General features: G+C 66.6%; 11 protein-coding genes. 7 read left to right on the plus strand and 4 right to left on the minus strand.

What is annotated here, in order from left to right; translation table 11 throughout:
- The first annotated feature begins 33 nt into the window (after window positions 1-33).
- Both orn and WDZ97_RS02225 read left to right on the plus strand, forming a co-directional pair.
- Window positions 34-582, plus strand: a complete 549-nt coding sequence (gene orn, locus WDZ97_RS02220; RefSeq protein WP_425761664.1) for an oligoribonuclease — start codon at window positions 34-36, stop codon at window positions 580-582.
- A 4-nt stretch (window positions 583-586) separates the two neighbouring features.
- A complete protein-coding gene (locus WDZ97_RS02225) occupies window positions 587-2,203 on the plus strand; it encodes an NAD+ synthase (RefSeq protein ID WP_425761665.1) in 1,617 nt (538 codons plus the stop codon).
- A 49-nt stretch (window positions 2,204-2,252) separates the two neighbouring features.
- On the opposite strand, the gene WDZ97_RS02230 is transcribed toward WDZ97_RS02225, so the two are convergent.
- Complete coding sequence (locus WDZ97_RS02230; protein ID WP_425761666.1) at window positions 2,253-4,598, minus strand: tetratricopeptide repeat protein; 2,346 nt, start codon at window positions 4,596-4,598, stop codon at window positions 2,253-2,255.
- On the minus strand, window positions 4,595-6,448 hold the full coding sequence (locus tag WDZ97_RS02235) for a tetratricopeptide repeat protein (protein ID WP_425761667.1): 1,854 nt from the start codon (window positions 6,446-6,448) through the stop codon (window positions 4,595-4,597). The genes WDZ97_RS02230 and WDZ97_RS02235 overlap by 4 nt, the downstream gene beginning before the upstream one ends.
- A 230-nt stretch (window positions 6,449-6,678) precedes the next feature.
- On the opposite strand from WDZ97_RS02235, the gene WDZ97_RS02240 reads away from it, so the two are divergent.
- Complete coding sequence (locus WDZ97_RS02240) at window positions 6,679-7,017, plus strand: P-II family nitrogen regulator (RefSeq protein ID WP_019917638.1); 339 nt, start codon at window positions 6,679-6,681, stop codon at window positions 7,015-7,017.
- Window positions 7,018-7,039: 22 nt separating this feature from the next.
- Here the strand turns inward: WDZ97_RS02240 and WDZ97_RS02245 are convergent, their stop codons facing one another.
- Together WDZ97_RS02245 and trxB are read right to left on the minus strand one after the other, a co-directional pair.
- Complete coding sequence (locus tag WDZ97_RS02245) at window positions 7,040-7,618, minus strand: Smr/MutS family protein (RefSeq protein WP_425761668.1); 579 nt, start codon at window positions 7,616-7,618, stop codon at window positions 7,040-7,042.
- Window positions 7,619-7,641: 23 nt separating this feature from the next.
- Window positions 7,642-8,598, minus strand: coding sequence for a thioredoxin-disulfide reductase (trxB, locus tag WDZ97_RS02250; protein WP_425761669.1), 957 nt, complete (start codon window positions 8,596-8,598; stop codon window positions 7,642-7,644).
- A 350-nt stretch (window positions 8,599-8,948) separates the two neighbouring features.
- Here trxB and WDZ97_RS02255 point away from each other — a divergent pair, with 350 nt between their 5' ends.
- The 4 genes from WDZ97_RS02255 to WDZ97_RS02270 all read left to right on the plus strand — a co-directional run bounded on the left by WDZ97_RS02255 (window position 8,949) and on the right by WDZ97_RS02270 (window position 14,029).
- Window positions 8,949-9,572 carry a Crp/Fnr family transcriptional regulator gene (locus tag WDZ97_RS02255; RefSeq protein ID WP_019917642.1) on the plus strand — a complete coding sequence of 208 codons (624 nt, stop codon included), beginning with the start codon at window positions 8,949-8,951 and terminating at the stop codon, window positions 9,570-9,572.
- Window positions 9,573-9,772: 200 nt separating this feature from the next.
- A complete protein-coding gene (locus tag WDZ97_RS02260; RefSeq protein ID WP_425762245.1) occupies window positions 9,773-12,004 on the plus strand; it encodes a DNA translocase FtsK in 2,232 nt (743 codons plus the stop codon).
- A complete protein-coding gene (lolA, locus tag WDZ97_RS02265) occupies window positions 12,001-12,642 on the plus strand; it encodes an outer membrane lipoprotein chaperone LolA (RefSeq protein ID WP_425761670.1) in 642 nt (213 codons plus the stop codon). The genes WDZ97_RS02260 and lolA overlap by 4 nt, the downstream gene beginning before the upstream one ends.
- A 40-nt stretch (window positions 12,643-12,682) precedes the next feature.
- Complete coding sequence (locus WDZ97_RS02270) at window positions 12,683-14,029, plus strand: replication-associated recombination protein A (protein WP_425762246.1); 1,347 nt, start codon at window positions 12,683-12,685, stop codon at window positions 14,027-14,029.
- Window positions 14,030-14,048: the final 19 nt, after the last annotated feature.

Genomic DNA, 14,048 nt, shown 5'->3' on the forward strand with positions numbered 1-14,048 from the left:
ACGCATTAATCCCGCTTGGAAATTTTCTCGATTATGGCACAGGACCCCACACATCTCGTCTGGCTGGACATGGAAATGACCGGTCTGGATCCGGACAACGACCGCGTGATCGAACTGGCCTGCGTGATCACCGACGCCAATCTCGAAGTGATCGCGGAGGGCCCGGTGCTGGTCGTGCACCAGTCCGACGAAGTGCTCGGCGGCATGGACAGCTGGAACACCGCCACTCACGGCAAGTCCGGTCTGACCGAGCGCGTGCGCGCCTCGACGCTGGACGAGAACGAAGCGGCCGCGCAGATGATCGCCTTCCTCAGTCAGTACGTACCCGAGCGCACCAGCCCGATCTGCGGCAACTCGATCTGCCAGGACCGCCGCTTCCTCGCCCGCCACATGCCGACGCTCGAAGCGTGGTTCCACTACCGCAACCTCGACGTGTCGACGCTGAAGGAGCTTTGCAAGCGCTGGCGGCCGCAACTGGCCGCGCAGTTCAAGAAGGCGCAGCGGCATGAGGCGCTGGCCGACATCTACGAATCGATAGACGAACTGAAGTTCTACCGCGAACACTTCCTGCGCATGGAGTGAGGCGATGAGCACCCTTCGCATCGCCGTTGCGCAACTGAACTGCGTGGTCGGCGATCTCGACCACAACGCCGCGCTCATCCTCGACGCCGCGCGCCGCGCGGCGGAGCAGGGCGCCGGCCTGCTGCTGACGCCCGAACTGGCGCTGTGCGGCTATCCGCCGGAAGACCTACTGCTGCGCCCGGACTTTCACCTTGCCTGCGCGCGCGCGCTGGCCCGCATGGCCGCGGAGGCGCCGCGTGATCTGGCCGTGCTGGTGGGGCACCCGCACGCGAGCGGCGAATGCCGATACAACGCCGCCAGCCTGATCCGCGGCGGCCGTGTCGAGGCCACCTATTTCAAGATGCGCCTGCCGAACTACGAAGTGTTTGACGAAGAACGCTACTTCGAGGCCGGCACGCAGCCGCTGGTGATCGACGTCGAGGGCGTGAAGGTGGGCGTGAACATCTGCGCCGACGTGTGGGAGCCGGGCGCGGCCGAAGCTGCCGCAGCTGCGGGCGCGCACCTGCTGGCGGTGCTCAACGCCTCGCCCTATCACCTGAACAAGCCGGTCACGCGCGAACAGGTGGTGGCCGAGCGCGTGCTTGCTACTGGCATTCCGGTCGTCTATTGCAATCTGGTCGGCGGCCAGGATGAACTGGTGTTTGACGGCGCATCGTTCGCGCTCGACCGTCGCGGTCGCCTGGCATGGCGCGCGCCGCACTGTCGCGAACATTTCGCCACGGTCGAATTCAGCGCCGGCGACATCGTCGACCAGCCGCTGCCGCCGGTCACCACCGTCGAGCAGGACTGTTACGAAGCGCTGGTGCTGGGCGTGCGCGACTACCTCGGCAAGAACGGTTTCAAATCGGCGCTGATCGGGCTTTCAGGTGGCGTCGATTCAGCGCTGACGCTGTGCATCGCGGTCGACGCCATCGGCGCCGATCACGTGCGTGCGGTCATGATGCCGTCGCCCTACACCGCGCAGATGAGCCTCGACGACTCGCGTGAGCTGGTGCGCAATCTCGGCGTGCGTTACGACGAAGTGTCGATCGCTCCCGCGATGCAGACCTTCGAGCAGATGCTGAAGCCGCTGTTCGGCGACGCCGCCGCCGACACCACCGAAGAGAACGTGCAGGCGCGCGCCCGCATGATCATGCTGATGGCACTGTCCAACAAGACCGGCGCCATCGTGCTCACCACCGGCAACAAGAGCGAAATGGCGGTCGGCTATTCGACGCTCTACGGCGACCTGGCCGGTGGCTTCGCGGTGATCAAGGACATCTACAAAACCTTCGTCTACCGCCTGTGCGCCTGGCGCAACAGCCAGCGCCATGACATCCCGGACAACATCCTGACCCGCGCGCCGTCGGCCGAACTGCGTCCGAACCAGACCGACCAGGACAGCCTGCCCGCCTACGAAATCCTCGACGCCATCATCCAGGCCTATATGGAGCGCGACCAGTCGCCGCGCGAAATCATCGCCGCCGGCTTCGCCGAGAACGACGTGAAGCGGGTGATCGGGCTGCTGAAGCGGAACGAGTACAAGCGCCGTCAGGCGCCGCCGGGTGTGCGGGTGACCGAGCGGGGGTTCGGGAAGGATTGGCGGTATCCGATCACCAATCGTTACCAGGACGAGCACTGAGGCGATCGCGGGCGGGGCGACGCGGTCCGCGGACCCGCAGAGTGGAGTCTCAGGGATCGCTCACCGCCGCCGCGAAATCCGGCATTTTCGTCAGGATGTCGTTACGCAGTGACTGTGCTGCGGCGACGTTCTGCTTGCGCAAACCGAGGTAGCTGCTGCGCAAACCGGCAGCGTCGCGCGCGTTGGCGTGTACCAGTGCCTTCACGTGCCAGGCGTTCAGGAAGCCGGGGTAGCGCGCAGTCAGGCGGTCCAGCACCGCGATGCCCTTGGCGAACTGCCTGTTCTGTCCGTAGGCCTGACCGAGGAAGAACTGGCCGTCGGGCGACTCGGGTGCCAGTTGCTCGGCACGCTCCAGCACTTCGATCGCGCGGCCGACTTCCCGCTTCAGCATCAGCGCGTGGCCCAGATTGATCCAGCCGTTGACGGTCTGAGGGTCGAGCCGCACCGCGACTTCGAGTGCTTCCACCGCCTCTGCCGGGCGGCCCAGCAGAATCAGTACATAGCCTTTGCTGCTCCAGGCCGGACCTGCGGTGGGATGGCCCTTTGTCGCGCGCGTCGCGTATTCGAGGGAGCGCGCGTGATCCTGTTCGCGACCGTATTGCGCGCAGCGGGCGAGCAGCACTTCGAGACTTTCAGGCGCGGCCGCCTCGGCGCGCGTCAGTGCAGTGCGCGATTCGTCCACCAGCCCGGCACGCAGCGCTGCCTCGCTCAACGCGATCTGGTCCGGCGCGGTGGCGCCGGGCAGACGGACCAGGCTGCGGGCGCTGACGAGTGCGCCGGGCCAGTCGCCGAGCTGGCTCTGCACCTGATTCAGTTCGCGCAGGGCCGCCGCGTCATCGGGGTGACGCGCAACGACCCGTTGACGCAGTTTCGCGGCCCCCGCGCGGTCGCCGGTGTTCGCCAGATGCCGGGCGAGGCTCAACTGCGCTTCGCGATGATCCGGATCGCGCGCCAGTACCGCGTCGATCATCTTCCGCCCCTCTTCGGTACGCCCGCTGTCCATCAGGATGGCGCCCAGCGGCGCCGCGGCATCGTTGGAGGCGGGTGCGATGGCGAGCGCCTTGCGCAGTGCCTGTTCGGCCTCGGTGTAACGGCTCTGCGCCAGCGATTCGTGCGCAAGCGCGATCAGCGTCGCCACGTTCTCGCTGCCGGAACTTGCGGTCGAGAGCACCGCGCGCGCCTGGTCGGTCTGTCCGGCAGCCTTCAACGAACGCGCAAGTGCGGCCGACCACGACACCTGCCCCGGCTGGTGCCGCAGGGCGATGCGCCATGCACGGGCGGCTTCGGCGGGCCGGCCGAGCGCGTCATGCGATTCCGCCAGCAGCGCCCATGCGTCGTCGTCATGCGGGCTGCGCTTGACGGCCTGATTCGCCAGTTCGTGAGCGGCGCGTGCGTCACCCTGCCGCATCCGCCATCGGCCTTCGACCCGATACGGGTAGCCGGAAAGAGGCTGGGCCTCCTTGGCGCGGGCAAATGCGGCCGCGGCTTCCGCCGGGCGCTTGCCGACGAGCCGGACGTCGGCCAGTTCGACCCAGGCGTCGGCGTTGCGCTCGTGCAGTTCGAGTGCGCGCAGCTGGTCGCGCTCGGCTTCGTCGTAGCGGCCGAGGTTCATCCTGGCCAGCCCGCGCAGGCGCCAGGCCTCGGACGTATCGGGCAGGGCGTCGATCCAGCCGCTTGACCATTCGGCCAAGGCAGCCATGTCTCCCGACGAGCGCAGCCGCTCTGCCTCCTCCGCCCAGCGAGGTTCGGCCTCGGGTACGACGAAGGGTGGCGGCGGCGCCGTTCCTCGCTGGGCGAGGTCGCCGATCCATTCGACGGGCAGCGCGATATTGGTGTTCTGTCCCGCCACCATGGTGCCGGTGGTGATGCCGACCAGCCGGCCCTGGTCGTCGAACAGGCCGCCGCCGCTGGAGCCCGGCGACAGCGGTGCCGACACGACGATGACCGGGGCGCTGTCGCCCTTCAGCAGATTGGATACCAGACCACTGCTGACTGAAACACCCAGGCCGAGCGGGTTGCCGATCGCGTGCACCCGCTCGCCGATCTCGAGTGCGGTGCCCGCCCGCTGCGCGACCGGCGGCGCGTCGAGCGTGTCGACCTCGAGCCGGCACAGATCGCGCTCGACATCGCCGAGGGTCCAGCGGGCGCTGTGGGTCTTCTTGCCGTCATTGACCGAGATCGATTTCGCGTAGCGGATGACATGGCAATTGGTGATGACAGTCGCGCGTGCGATCACTACACCGCTGCCTTCGCCGGCAATACGTTCCTCGATGTCGATGGCACGGACGGTCACCACCCCGGACAGTGCGGCTTGTACCGATGCCGCCGGTGGTGTGTCGGCCGAGGCCGGCAGGCCGTGGGCGGCGAGCAGCAGGAAGAGGGCGCGGCGCATCATCGCGTGATCTCCAGCGGCACGATGCAGCAGAGGTAGGCAAGTTCGGCGCGTTCGCGGTCCAGTTCGCGCAGCCGGCCGTATGCCCGGCGGGCGTCTTCGTGGCGATCGAGCTTGTAGTAGACCTCGACCAGCGCTTGCCAGACCTGGATCTGCGACGGGTCGATCGAGATGGCGTGCTCCAGGGATTTCACCGCGTCGGCATTCCGGTTCGTGCTGGCGTGAATGAATCCGATCTGTCGCCAGCCGTCCGGATCCTTGGGGAAGTCCTTGGCCCAGCGCTTGAAGATGTCCATCGCTTCGTCGAAATGTGCGGAGTCCTTCAGTGCGAGACCGAGCCGCCAGCGCCACAGGGGTTCGTCGGGCGACAGCGAGATCGCCTTGCGGAAAGAGGCGATCGCCTCCGCCCATCGCTGCTGGGCATACGCGTTCTCGCCGATAGCGGACCACACCCAGGCGGGTGAACGGGGCTTGTGCTCAAGGCTGAGCCTGAGCACCCGAGACGATTCCTGCGGGCGCCCGAGCGCCGCCAGCGCGCGGCCGCGGAAATACAGCAGGTCGCCATCGGTTTCCGCCGACGCACCTTGCCCGAGGATGAGCTCCAGTGCCCGTTCGGGCTTCTTCGCCTCCAGATATGCGTCTGCGAGTCGCATCACGGCGCCTGTGTCGCTCGGCGCCAGGTGGATCGCGCGTCTGCGATAGTCGAGCAAGGCCGCGGTGTCGCCACGGAGCGCTGCAATATGGGCGAGGCCCTCAAGCGGGCCACCCGACCACGGGTACAACTGCTGGGCGTGACGGTAGGACGCTTCCGCTTCATCGAGGCGCTTCGCCATTCCCTGCGCGTACGCCAGCATCAGCCACGCGTCCAGCTCGTCGCCGAAATCGGCAGTCAGCCGCCGCGCAACGGTCAGCGCGTCGTCGGTCTTCTGCTGCCCGATCAGGGCGCGGCACAGGCCGAAGGCCGCCTGGCGATGGCTGGCGTCCAGCGCGAGTGCGGCGCGATAGGCGGCCTCGGCCGCCGGCGTTCTGTTTAAGCCCTCGTTGGCCTGCGCCCGTGCAATTTGCGCGTCCACGCTCGCGCGGTGACGCCCGGCCCAGCGATCGGCATGCTGCAGCAGTTCGGTCCATTTCTGCTCCGCGACGAGGCGCTCGGCCTCGGCGGCAAGGCGTGACTGTTCCTGGGCGGCTGCGTCGATGACGGCGGCGCGCTGGGCAACGCCGGCAAGCTGGCGCGCCTCGATGGCGAAATTGATGTTCTGGCCTTCGCGCCTGGACGTTTCGATCATGCCGATCAGCGCGCCGCTGGCGTCGAACAGGCCGCCACCTTCGGAGCCCGGGGAGATGGCTGCGGTGAACTGGATGCGCCGTTCGTTGTTGGCGCCGCGTATTGCCGATACGACGCCCTCGGAAATGCCGGTGCCCAGTCCCAGGCCGTTACTGACGGCATAGACGGTGTCCCCGGCCGACGGCAGGCCGGCAAGCCTGGGGGCTGGCAGCTTGCGGGCCCCGTCGGCGACCAGCGCGCACAGCCCGTTCTGCGCGTCGCGCGACTCCAGTCGTGCAACGAGGACCGTGCTGTCCTTGCGCAGCTGCAGGGTGTGCTTCTGCGGGTTCCAGCCGGTTTCGCAGCGTGTGACGAAACGACCTCCGCCGAGTGACAACGCGCTGGCGACGGCCTCGGCAACGCCGTTCTCGTCCTGCAGATGCAACTCGTACACGCTGGAGGAGGCGCGCTCGAACACGGCGCGTGGGCCGGACCGTGCGTTGGCGGACCCCGACAGCATCATGGCGACTGAAATCAGGACGACGGTCTTCGTGCGCAGCGTGCTGTGCGGGGCGGTGAGGGCGGACATGGCGTACTCTGGCGCAGGCGACAGCGCGCATTATGCCGTCGGCTTGACTCAGTACTTCGTCATTGTCGGCCGCGGTGTTGCCTTTATCACTGAGTGGCGCAGATGTCTCTGTCCATCATTCGCCCGGCGGACGGGATGTGCGATTGAAGCTGGGACCCGCCGATGCAGGGGGTGCCGACGGCAGGCTCATAAGCCTTTATACTTCGCGGCCTCACCGAGGAGACTCCCGCATGAAAAAGATCGAAGCAGTCATCAAGCCTTTCAAGCTCGACGAAGTTCGCGAAGGCCTGTCTGAAGTCGGCGTGACCGGCCTGACGGTGACTGAAGTAAAGGGTTTCGGCCGCCAGAAGGGCCATACCGAGCTGTATCGCGGCGCCGAGTACGTCGTCGATTTCCTGCCCAAGATCAAGATCGAGGTCATCGTTGCCGACGAGACGGTCGAGCCGGCGGTCGAGGCCATCATCAAGGCGGCGCGCACCGGCAAGATCGGCGACGGCAAGATTTTCGTGATGCCGGTCGAACAGGTGGTGCGCATCCGCACCGGTGAATCGGGCGAAGCAGCGATCTGATTCCGCGCCGGCCGGCCGCCGCTCAGTCGCGGGCGGCCGGTTTCAGCAGCACCATCAGCGCCCCGGCCCCACCCTCGTGCGGCCGGGCCTGACAGAAGGCCAGCACTTCCGGGCGGTGCATCAACCAGCCCAGCACCAGTCCTTTAAGCACCGGTTCCCGCCCGGGCGACCCGAGTCCTTTTCCGTGGATCACCCGCACGCAGCGCATGCCGCGGCGGTGTGCGTCGTGCAGGAACTCGACCACGATGTCGTGGGCGGCGTCACGCGTGGCACCGTGCAGATCGATCTGCCCCTGCGACACCCAGCGCCCGCGGCGCAGATCGCGCAGCACCTGTCGTGTCAGCCCGGCGCGCAGGAAGGACGGCTCCTCGCCGCCTTCCAGCCGCAGGTCGATCGACAGCGGGCCGCGCAGCGACTCCGCCAGCACCGACATGTCGTCCGCTTCACGCTGCAGCGGCCAGGCGCGGGGCGGCGGTGTCTCGAGCAGTACGCGGTCAGTGGTGATCGGTTGTACGCCGATCACCGCCTGCCGGAACAGCGCGATCTCTTCCTCGCTGGGCAATACCGGCGCCCGGGGATGGCGCCGCTTCTTCGACGACATGGCGCAGTGCGCTCACGCGCGGCTCAGGCCAGCCCGAGACTGTCCAGATAGCGCTCGGCGTCGAGCGCGGCCATGCAGCCGGTGCCAGCGCTGGTGACTGCCTGGCGGTAGATGTGGTCCTGCACGTCGCCGGCGGCGAATACGCCCGGAATGCTGGTGGCGGTGAAATTGCCGTTGCGACCGGCCTGGGTGACGATGTAGCCGCCTTCCATGTCGAGCTGGCCTTCGAACAGCTGCGTGTTCGGCTGGTGGCCGATGGCGATGAACACGCCAGCGAGCGCGACGTCCTCGGTCTTGCCGTCCAGCGTGGACTTGATGCGCATGCCGGTGACGCCGGTCTTGTCGCCCAGCACTTCGTCCAGCGTGCTGTGCCAGCGTATGGTCACCTTGCCCTGCTTCTCCTTCTCGAACAGCTTGTCCTGCAGGATCTTCTCCGACTTGAATTTGTCGCGACGGTGCACCACCGTCACATGGCGTGCAATGTTGGCGAGATACAGTGCTTCCTCGACCGCGGTATTGCCGCCGCCGATGACTGCCACGTCCTGGTTGCGGTAGAAGAAGCCGTCGCAGGTCGCGCAGGCCGATACGCCCTTGCCGGCGAAGGCTTCTTCCGATGGCAGGCCGAGATATTTGGCGCTGGCACCGGTGGCGATGATGAGTGCGTCGCAGGTGTACTCGCCGTTGTCGCCGACCAGGCGTATCGGATTTTCCTTCAGGTGAGCGGTATGGATATGGTCGAACACCATTTCCGTCTCGAAGCGCTCGGCATGGCGCTGGAAGCGGGCCATCAGGTCCGGGCCCTGCACCCCTTCGGCGTCGGCCGGCCAGTTGTCGACGTCGGTCGTGGTCATCAGCTGACCGCCCTGGGCCAGACCGGTGATCAGCACCGGCTTGAGGTTGGCGCGGGCGGCGTAGACGGCGGCGGTGTAGCCGGCCGGCCCCGAGCCGAGGATGAGGAGACGGGAGTGACGTGCAGCCATGGCGGAAATCCGTTCGTTTTGTTGGGTGTGGAGGATGGCGGAGGATTATAGCGATCAGTCCGGCGACTGCCTTCGGGCCTCAAGTTCCTGTGACCCAGGTCCGATACACATGACAGATATTGGGGCAGTTTGTTTCCTGCGTGAAAAACTACCTATAATCAGGGCCGCTTCAGTGTTTGTGGCTCAGAATGGCCGAACCGTCGCAGCGGTGCGACTTTGGCAGTGACCACAGGCGCGACGATCCATTCAAAGCGGCGCAGCCTGTCCCCCCGTCCGGCATGCCCGTATCAGGAGGTCTTTTGATGGTAACGGCTCACCCCGTTTCAATTACCGCTCTGCGGACGTTTTCGATGTTCAGCGGTCTGCCCGACAGCAGCCTCGAACCGGTTGCCAAGGTCGCGAACATGCGGCGTGTGCCGCGCGGCTCGATCGTCGTGCGTGCCGGTGACAAGACGGATTTCGTATATCTGGTGCTTTCCGGCAGTCTCAAGGTGCTGGTCAGCGACGAGGAGGGCCGCGAGGTCATCCTGTCGATGCTGGGCCCGGGCGAACTGTTCGGTGAAATGGGTGTGCTCGACGACAACCCGCGCTCCGCCACCGTGGTGACCGTGGTGCCAAGCGACCTCATCGTGATCGCCAAGAGCGATTTCAAGCGCGTGCTGCAGGAGAACTTCGAAGTGTCGATGTTCATCATGCGCAATCTGGTGGCCCGTCTGCGCACCGCCGACCGCAAGATCGAAAGCCTGGCGCTGATGGACGTCTATGGCCGCGTTGCACGCCTGCTGCTCGAAATGGCGGACGACGTGAATGGCGAGAAGGTGGTGAACCGCAAGATTTCGAAGCAGGACATCGCCAAGATGATCGGCGCGTCGCGCGAAATGGTGTCGCGCGTGATGAAGGATCTGCACCTGCAGGGCCTGATCGAGGAAACCAACGGCAAGATCCTGCTGCGCGAGCGGCTCGAAACCGTCTGATTCCAGCGGCCCCTGTGGCTGCGTACGATTGAGCATACGGGCCGCAGATGCGGCCCGTATGCTTTTGCAAGCCGTCCGCCTGCGCGCCGGCTGACATCGTCATCCGCTTATATAATCCCGCTTTGTTTTTCCCGGCACCGCACCGTTTCCCCGTGGCGAAAGACGCTCAGCAACTTCCCCTTCCCGAACGCATCGCTGCCGTGCTGCACGAAGCACGCTGGCTCGTGCTGGCCGCGATCGCGCTCTACCTCGTCATGGTGCTCGGCGGGTACGACCGCGCCGATCCGGGCTGGTCGCACGCCTCGGTGGTCGAGCAGCTGCACAATCCGGGCGGCCGCTTCGGCGCCTGGCTGTCCGACCTCGCGCTGTTCCTGTTCGGCCTGTCGGCCTGGTGGTGGGTCGTCATGCTGGTTGGCGGCTGCGTCTGGCTGTCGCGCAGCGCCGACCGCCGCGAGGACCGGCGACCGCTGTTCGTCGCGCTCGGCGGCTTCCTGCTGGTGCTGCTGGCGAGCTGCGCGCTCGAAGCCATCCGCTTCCACAGCATGGGCGCCGAACTGCCGGTCGGGCCCGGCGGCATGGTCGGCATCGAACTTGGACGGCTGATCGCTGGCGCTTTCGGGTTCACCGGCGGCACGCTGCTGCTGCTGGTGACGCTGGGCGTCGGCCTCAGCGCGATGACCGGCGTGACCTGGCTGCGTGCCGCCGAAACGGTCGGCCGCGCGCTTGAACTGGCGTGGTTCGCCAGCCTGAATGCCTGGGCGCGCTGGCGTGACCGTCGCGTCGGCCAACAGGTGGCGGAGCAGCGCGAAGCGGTTGTCGAAGCCGAGCGACGCAAGCCGACGCGCCGGCGCGAACCTGTGCGCATCGAAGTGCCCGAGGTCGAAGTGCAGAAATCGGAGCGGGTCGAGAAGGAGCGGCAGCAGACGCTGTTCGCCGACCTGCCGGGATCGCTGCCGCCGCTGGCGCTGCTCGACGAAGCCAAGGCCGACATCGACCCGCCCAGCCCGGAATCGCTGGAACTCATTTCGCGTCAGATCGAACGCAAGCTGGCCGACTTCAATGTCGAGGTGAAGGTGCTGGCCGCCTATCCGGGCCCGGTCATCACGCGCTACGAAATCGAGCCGGCCACCGGCGTCAAGGGCAGCCAGATCGTCAATCTGGTGAAGGATCTGGCGCGCGCGCTGTCGGTCATGAGCATCCGCGTGGTCGAGACGATTCCCGGCAAGAGCTGCATGGGCCTGGAAATCCCGAACACCCGGCGGCAGATCGTGCGCCTCTCCGAGATCCTCGGTTCGGCGGTCTATCACGACATGGCCAGCCCGCTGACGATGGCGCTCGGCAAGGACATCGGCGGTCAGCCCATGGTGGCCGACCTCGCGCGCATGCCGCACGTGCTGGTCGCTGGTACCACGGGTTCAGGCAAGTCGGTCGCGATCAATGCAATGATCCTGTCGCTGCTGTACAAGGCCGATCCGAGCAAGGTGCGGCTCATCATGGTCGACCCGAAGATGCTCGAACTGTCGGTCTATGAGGGCATCCCGCACCTGCTGGCACCGGTGGTGACCGACATGCGGCACGCTGCCAACGCGCTGAACTGGTGCGTTGGCGAGATGGACCGCCGCTACAAGCTCATGTCGGCGATGGGCGTGCGTAACCTCGCCGGCTACAACAGCAAGATCACCGACGCCGAAAAGGCCGGCACGCCGCTGACCAATCCGTTCTCGATCACGCCGGAAACGCCGGAACCGCTGTCGACGATGCCGATGATCGTCGTCGTGATCGACGAACTGGCCGACCTGATGATGGTGGCCGGCAAGAAGATCGAGGAACTGATCGCACGGCTGGCGCAGAAGGCGCGTGCGGCCGGCATCCACCTGATCCTGGCGACGCAGCGTCCGTCGGTCGATGTGATCACCGGTCTGATCAAGGCCAACGTACCCACGCGCATCGCCTTCCAGGTGTCGAGCAAGATCGATTCGCGCACCATCCTCGACCAGATGGGCGCCGAGGCGCTGCTGGGGCAGGGCGACATGCTCTACCTCGCACCGGGCACCGGCGTGCCGACGCGCGTACATGGCGCTTTCGTCGCCGACGGCGAAGTGCACAAGGTGGTCGAGCACCTGAAGACCACTGGCGCGCCGGACTACGTCGAAGGCATCCTCAGCGGCAGCGGTGACGACGAGGGCGGCGAGCTGTCGCTCGACGGCGCAGGCGGTGGCGGTGCCGACGGCGAGTCGGACCCTTTGTACGACCAGGCGGTCGAAGTGGTTCTGAAGACCCGGCGGCCGTCGATTTCGCTGGTGCAGCGCCATCTGCGCATCGGCTACAACCGTGCGGCGCGGCTGATCGAACAGATGGAACGTTCGGGTCTGGTGTCTCCGATGAACGCAACCGGCGGGCGCGAAGTGCTCGCACCCGCCCGCGAGGAATGACCATGACTTCAAGCTTCCGCGGCTGCATCGCCGCCGTCGCGCTGGCGCTGCCGCTGTCGGCATTTGCCGCTGGCGCAATCGACCAGCTGCGCACCTTCGTCGAATCCACGCAGTCCGGCCGCGCCACCTTCGACCAGCAGGTCACGGCCAAATCCGGCCGCAAGCCGCAGAACGCCAGCGGCACGATGGCTTTCTCGCGTCCTGGCAAGTTCCGCTGGACCTATGACAAGCCTTATTACCAGCTGCTGGTCGGCGACGGCGAGAAGCTGTGGGTGCATGACCGCGACCTGAACCAGGTGACGGTGAAGACGCTCGGCGACGCGCTGGCGTCGACGCCCGCTGCACTGCTGGCCGGCCGCAACGAACTGGAAAAGAACTTCGACCTCAGCGAGGGCGGCAGCGAAGAGGGGCTGGACTGGGTCGACGCGAAGCCGAAGGCGAACGAGGGCGGTTTCGAGGCGGTGCGCATTGGCTTCAAGGACGGTCTGCTGCGCGGCATGGTGCTGCGTGACAGCTTCGGTCAGACCACGAAGCTGCGCTTCACCTCCTTCGAGCGCAATCCGGCTATCGATCCGGCGCAGTTCCGCTTCACGCCGCCGGCCGGTGCAGACGTCATCAGCGACGACGCGAAGAAGTGAAACCGGGCCTGGGCGATCCGCAGTGACTGACCTTTTCGGCATGCCGGACGAGCCGGCGCCACCCGCGCGCGCGGCCTCGACCGCGACCGAGGTGCGTGCCTCGGCCAACGCGCCGCTGGCCGAACTGCTGCGCCCGAAAACGCCGGACGAGGTGATCGGCCAGCAGCACCTGCTCGGCCCGGGCAAGCCGCTGCGCCTCGCCTTCGAATCCGGCATCCCGCATTCGATGATCCTGTGGGGCCCGCCCGGCGTCGGCAAGACCACGCTGGCGCGGCTGATGGCCAACGCCTTCGACGCCGAATTCACTGCGCTGTCGGCGGTGTTCTCCGGCGTGAAGGACATCCGCGAGGCGATGCAGCGCGCCGAGACGGTGGCCGCCAACACCGGGCGGCGCACCATCCTCTTCGTCGACGAGGTGCACCGCTTCAACAAGGCGCAGCAGGACGCCTTCCTGCCCTACGTCGAATCGGGTGTCGTCACCTTCATCGGCGCCACCACCGAGAACCCGAGTTTCGAGGTCAATTCCGCGTTGCTGTCGCGTGCTTCGGTCTATGTGCTGCAGAGCCTGACCGAGGACGAAATGGTGACGCTGTTCGAACGCGCACGTGAAGCCGCGCTCGGCGGCCTGAACTTCGACGAGGACGCGCGCACGCGGCTGATCGGCTTCGCCGACGGCGACGCCCGCAAGCTGCTGAACCTGCTCGAACAGCTGGGCACGGCCGCGCGCACTGCCAAGGTCGATCCGGTCACCGCTGCCTTCGTCGATAGCACCTTGTCGCGCAACCTGCGCCGCTTCGACAAGGGCGGCGACGCCTATTACGACCAGATATCGGCACTGCACAAGTCGGTGCGCGGTTCCAATCCGGACGCGGCGTTGTATTGGTTCGTGCGCATGCTCGACGGTGGCGCCGATCCGCTCTACCTGGGCCGGCGCATCGTGCGCATGGCGGTCGAGGACATCGGTCTGGCCGACCCACGCGGCCTCGAAATTTCGCTGCAGGCCTGCCAGACCTACGAGCGCCTCGGTTCACCCGAAGGCGAACTGGCGCTGGCGCAGGCCGTCATCTTCCTCGCCTGCGCTGCCAAATCGAATGCCGTGTACATGGCCTACAACGCGGCGCGCCGTTTCGTCGCCGAGGATGGTTCGCGACCGGTACCGCTGCATCTGCGCAACGCACCGACCAAGCTGATGAAGAACATGGGCTTCGGCGCCGAGTACCGCTACGCGCACGACGAAGAGGGCGGCTACGCGGCCGGCGAGCGCTACCTGCCGGACGGCATGAAGGACGTGCAGTGGTATCAGCCGACCGACCGCGGCATGGAAGCCAAGATCGCGGAAAAGCTGAACTGGCTGCGCGAGCAGGACCGCAAGGCGCGCGGGGACTGATCGAGACGCCTGCCCCGTC

Origin of the sequence: Methyloversatilis sp. MC4-4, assembly GCF_049843555.1 — a bacterium.
GTDB classification, from domain to species: Bacteria; Pseudomonadota; Gammaproteobacteria; order Burkholderiales; family Rhodocyclaceae; genus Methyloversatilis; species Methyloversatilis discipulorum_B.

Bases quoted from the DNA above. Each gene is read 5' to 3' on its own strand.
- WDZ97_RS02235 (WP_425761667.1), bottom strand. From the start codon at position 6,448: ATGTCCGCCCTCACCGCCCCGCACAGCACGCTGCGCACGAAGACCGTC.
- WDZ97_RS02245 (WP_425761668.1), bottom strand. From the start codon at position 7,618: ATGTCGTCGAAGAAGCGGCGCCATCCCCGGGCGCCGGTATTGCCCAGC.
- orn (WP_425761664.1), top strand. From the start codon at position 34: ATGGCACAGGACCCCACACATCTCGTCTGGCTGGACATGGAAATGACC.
- WDZ97_RS02230 (WP_425761666.1), bottom strand. From the start codon at position 4,598: ATGATGCGCCGCGCCCTCTTCCTGCTGCTCGCCGCCCACGGCCTGCCG.
- trxB (WP_425761669.1), bottom strand. From the start codon at position 8,598: ATGGCTGCACGTCACTCCCGTCTCCTCATCCTCGGCTCGGGGCCGGCC.
- lolA (WP_425761670.1), top strand. From the start codon at position 12,001: ATGACCATGACTTCAAGCTTCCGCGGCTGCATCGCCGCCGTCGCGCTG.
- WDZ97_RS02240 (WP_019917638.1), top strand. From the start codon at position 6,679: ATGAAAAAGATCGAAGCAGTCATCAAGCCTTTCAAGCTCGACGAAGTT.
- WDZ97_RS02255 (WP_019917642.1), top strand. From the start codon at position 8,949: ATGTTCAGCGGTCTGCCCGACAGCAGCCTCGAACCGGTTGCCAAGGTC.
- WDZ97_RS02225 (WP_425761665.1), top strand. From the start codon at position 587: ATGAGCACCCTTCGCATCGCCGTTGCGCAACTGAACTGCGTGGTCGGC.
- WDZ97_RS02270 (WP_425762246.1), top strand. From the start codon at position 12,683: ATGCCGGACGAGCCGGCGCCACCCGCGCGCGCGGCCTCGACCGCGACC.